Source organism: Flectobacillus sp. (assembly GCF_049240685.1).
In the GTDB taxonomy this organism is placed as follows: Bacteria; Bacteroidota; Bacteroidia; order Cytophagales; family Spirosomataceae; genus Flectobacillus.
This window is the reverse complement of the sequence record NZ_JBMLSD010000038.1, coordinates 1-3,265: the sequence shown is the minus strand read 5'-3', so window position 1 is coordinate 3,265 and position 3,265 is coordinate 1. Positions and strand designations below refer to the sequence as shown.

At 34.4% G+C, this 3,265-nt stretch carries 2 protein-coding genes; both read left to right on the top strand.

Features of this window, described 5'->3' with window-relative positions:
• The first annotated feature begins 920 nt into the window (after positions 1 to 920).
• Complete coding sequence (locus ACOVQ4_RS01835; RefSeq protein WP_421818960.1) at positions 921 to 1,805, top strand: alpha/beta hydrolase family protein; 885 nt, start codon at positions 921 to 923, stop codon at positions 1,803 to 1,805.
• Between the two features lie 26 nt (positions 1,806 to 1,831).
• The gene (locus tag ACOVQ4_RS01830) at positions 1,832 to 3,229 is read left to right on the top strand and encodes a hypothetical protein (protein ID WP_421818959.1); all 1,398 of its coding nucleotides are present in this window, start codon (positions 1,832 to 1,834) and stop codon (positions 3,227 to 3,229) included.
• Positions 3,230 to 3,265: the final 36 nt, after the last annotated feature.

The window sequence follows — 3,265 nt, the reverse complement described above, 5'->3', positions numbered from 1 at the left end:
AGCTTGTCTGAACCAATCAATTGATTAGAGGTAGTCAGTATTTGCAATTTATTCAAATTTTGTTTTTTAAAACTACCGAAAAATAAGAATTGGGGAATATTGATGTTTTATTAACCTAAGTCAATTAAATACCTTACGACTCTGAAACACAACAAAATAAAAACGGTAGCCTACATCACATAGCCTCCCGTTTCTATCAATAATTGAGCAGATAATCTGGGGATAAACTAATTTTTAAGGTTTCCGCTGGAGTTCCTTCGTTTGGGTAGTTTGTGTAGACTGCCCTGCCATTCTGTAAGAATCATACTCCATGACTTTCTGTTGCTATTTGGCCTGCCTTTCTGGGATATACGTATTTGTCTCTTAAATGTTACTGTTGTACTTTGTTCGGGTTTGTTTTGTCCGTTTATTTGATTAGTGTTGGGGCTGCTCTTAAGTATAAGTGCAGAATTATGTGTTATGAATTGGTGAAGTAAAGTTTTTGTCATCAATACCTTAAACTTAACATTGATTAAAATTACTGATTACTGGACTTCCCGAGAAAGTGTCACTTATAGGTTGACTTTTTTACTCATTTTTAAAATAGTTTCAAACTGTGAATAAAATCAGCCCAAGATAAAGTCTTGAACTAGTAAGTCCAATTGAAGCCTTGATTGAGTAGTCATAAATTTCTGACTTATTGTTTAAATAAACTTATGTTCTAAACTTTGCATCCTTAGATTAGGAATATCGATATTGGTAGTGGTGTTTCAAATAGTGAAATTGTTGAGCTTTTTGCTATCGTATCTTTTGCTTATCAACAAAAGGTTTTCTGCCCGTACTTGACTGCCGAATCTCTAATCAATAAAATTTTATTTGTGCTCGGCGCCTTGATACCGATTACAAAACTTAACCTAAATACTCTTTAAACTCAATCAATCATGAACTTTATTTTGAGCTTATTTTTCTCCCTAGTATTTTTATTCTATCAACCGAAGGTCTTCTCTCAAATTCGGGAATTTACTACCCAAGAAGTAAAATTTAAAAGCAAGGGTATTACATTGGCAGGTTCGATTCTGATGCCCAAAAAACCAATGGCGGCTGTTGTGATTGTACATGGTTCGGACCCTGTAAAAAGAGAACTTGAATTTGCCAAGCGTCTTGCACAAGAAGGTATCGCTGTGCTGACATACGATAAACGTGGGGTAGGGCAGTCTGAAGGCGTGTATGTTGGACCGTCGGTCGGAACAAACAATATTGACACAACTAATCTAAATTTGTTGGCCAACGATGCTCACGAGGCTGTCATATCTTTTCATGCGTATTTAAAAAATAAAAAAATACCTATCGGATTAATTGGTTTTAGCCAAGCAGGATGGATTATGCCAATTACTGCCAGTAAAAATCAATCGGTAGAATTTATGGTATTATTTAGCTGCCCTACCATTACTACTTTGGAGCAACTACGATTTCAATTTTATACGAATGGGAATAATAATTTTTGGGATAATCATACAGACGCAGAGGCTCGAGAGCACACCAACAATGACCCTGATAAGTATCAATTTGTGGCGACTGATCCAAAAAAATCCTTAAAGACGCTATCTGTTCCTGGTCTTTGGCTTTATGGCGAAAAGGACATCCAAATCCCGGTAAAATTATGTATTGAACAATTAAATACGTTTAAAGTTCAGGGTAAACCTTATGACTATGCGCTGTTTCCGAGCTTAGGACACAACACCTCATCCGAAATGGATACGACTCCTTTTGATATTTCTATTCAATGGATAAAACAAAAAGTAGCTTACTTCAAAAAGACTAAATAAGAATAATACGGTATACTTCGAACTCCATGAAAAAATATTTAATTCTTATCCTTTTCTTGGTAAATAATGCCTCGACGCTCCAAGCACAAGATAGAGTAGATTTTAGAATACATTTTTCTGAAATTTATGCTACTTATGATTTTGTTACTAAAATATCAGACAACTATCCTGACAATGACTTGAAGACAATTTATCTTAACTCAAGTTATAATACCAATACCAATAGGCAACAAATTGTAAATTTTGAAAAAATCCGTTTGAATTATACCTATTCTTACGACCAATATCCAATACCGTTAAAGGTCTCGATGATGTCTGTGGATTTATTGGAAAAAAATTTGGTGACAAGTCAAACTGTACAAGAATTTAAAAATAAATCTTTGGGAATTATCCCTAATGAAGACCTTATGGCATTTGCTGGAATTTTGGAATATTTCCAGCAAATCTATCACGAATTGGTAGCTCAACCCAAGGAATTAGCTATTAACATGCAAAAAAAACACCTTTTGTATTACATTAACAGTGGTCAATTTTCTGATTTTTTTCAAATAGGTTTATCATTTTATGATACGAAATGGGACAAAAGTATCCCCTTTGAACTCAACTTACTTCCTTCGTTGGATACCGAAAATTTGGGAGCCAGAGCATTTTTAAATGTAGCTGTCTGTGAGGCATCTTTAGGACTTAAAGATCATAAAACGTTTTTTAGTGTTGCAATGCATGAGATATATCATATAATCTATGATAATCAGTCGCTCGAAACAAAAAGAAAGATACAACAGTGGTTTTCCAATACCAATTCGCCCAATAGTCAATACGCCTTGTTGTTGCTGAACGAAGTATTGGCAACAGCTATCGGTAATGCCTATATCATGGAGCGTTTTAATGGTCGTATTAGTGAAAACGATTGGTACGGTAACAAATATATTACCGAGATGGCAAAAGTAATTTACCCAACTATACGTCAGTATCTTGAACGGAAAAAATCAATTGATGAAAATTTTATAAGAACCTATGTTGATTTGTATGATACCAATTTCCCAAATTGGAATAAGGAGTTAACACACCTATTGATGTACCGATATCTCCTTGCTGATGCGCGAAGTGATTTACAATATTTCAGAAAGACTTATCGGTTTTATTCAAATAATAGGGCTTCTAGCAGTATTTCTCTTTCAGAAATAGAAAAAGCAAAGGATACACCATTCACCAAAGTATTTGTGGTTTCGATGGAGCATGAAGCTAAAATTGCGCTATTAAAAAATAGTTTTCCTGAGTTAAAAGATAGAGAAATGGATCCTAGAAAAGAGTTTGCTGAGGTAGTCACGCTTCTGGATCGGACAAAATTAATCGTCATCAACAAACAACAATCAAGCTTGGAGGAATTGATGAACAAATATTTTCCAAACAACTGCATTCCATAAGATGATATGCCTCAAAAGTTTTCTCAAAAACCATAT

What these genes read in the sequence shown, in the direction of transcription:
- ACOVQ4_RS01830 (WP_421818959.1), top strand. Translation starts at nt 1,832, where the DNA reads ATGAAAAAATATTTAATTCTTATCCTTTTCTTGGTAAATAATGCCTCG.
- ACOVQ4_RS01835 (WP_421818960.1), top strand. Translation starts at nt 921, where the DNA reads ATGAACTTTATTTTGAGCTTATTTTTCTCCCTAGTATTTTTATTCTAT.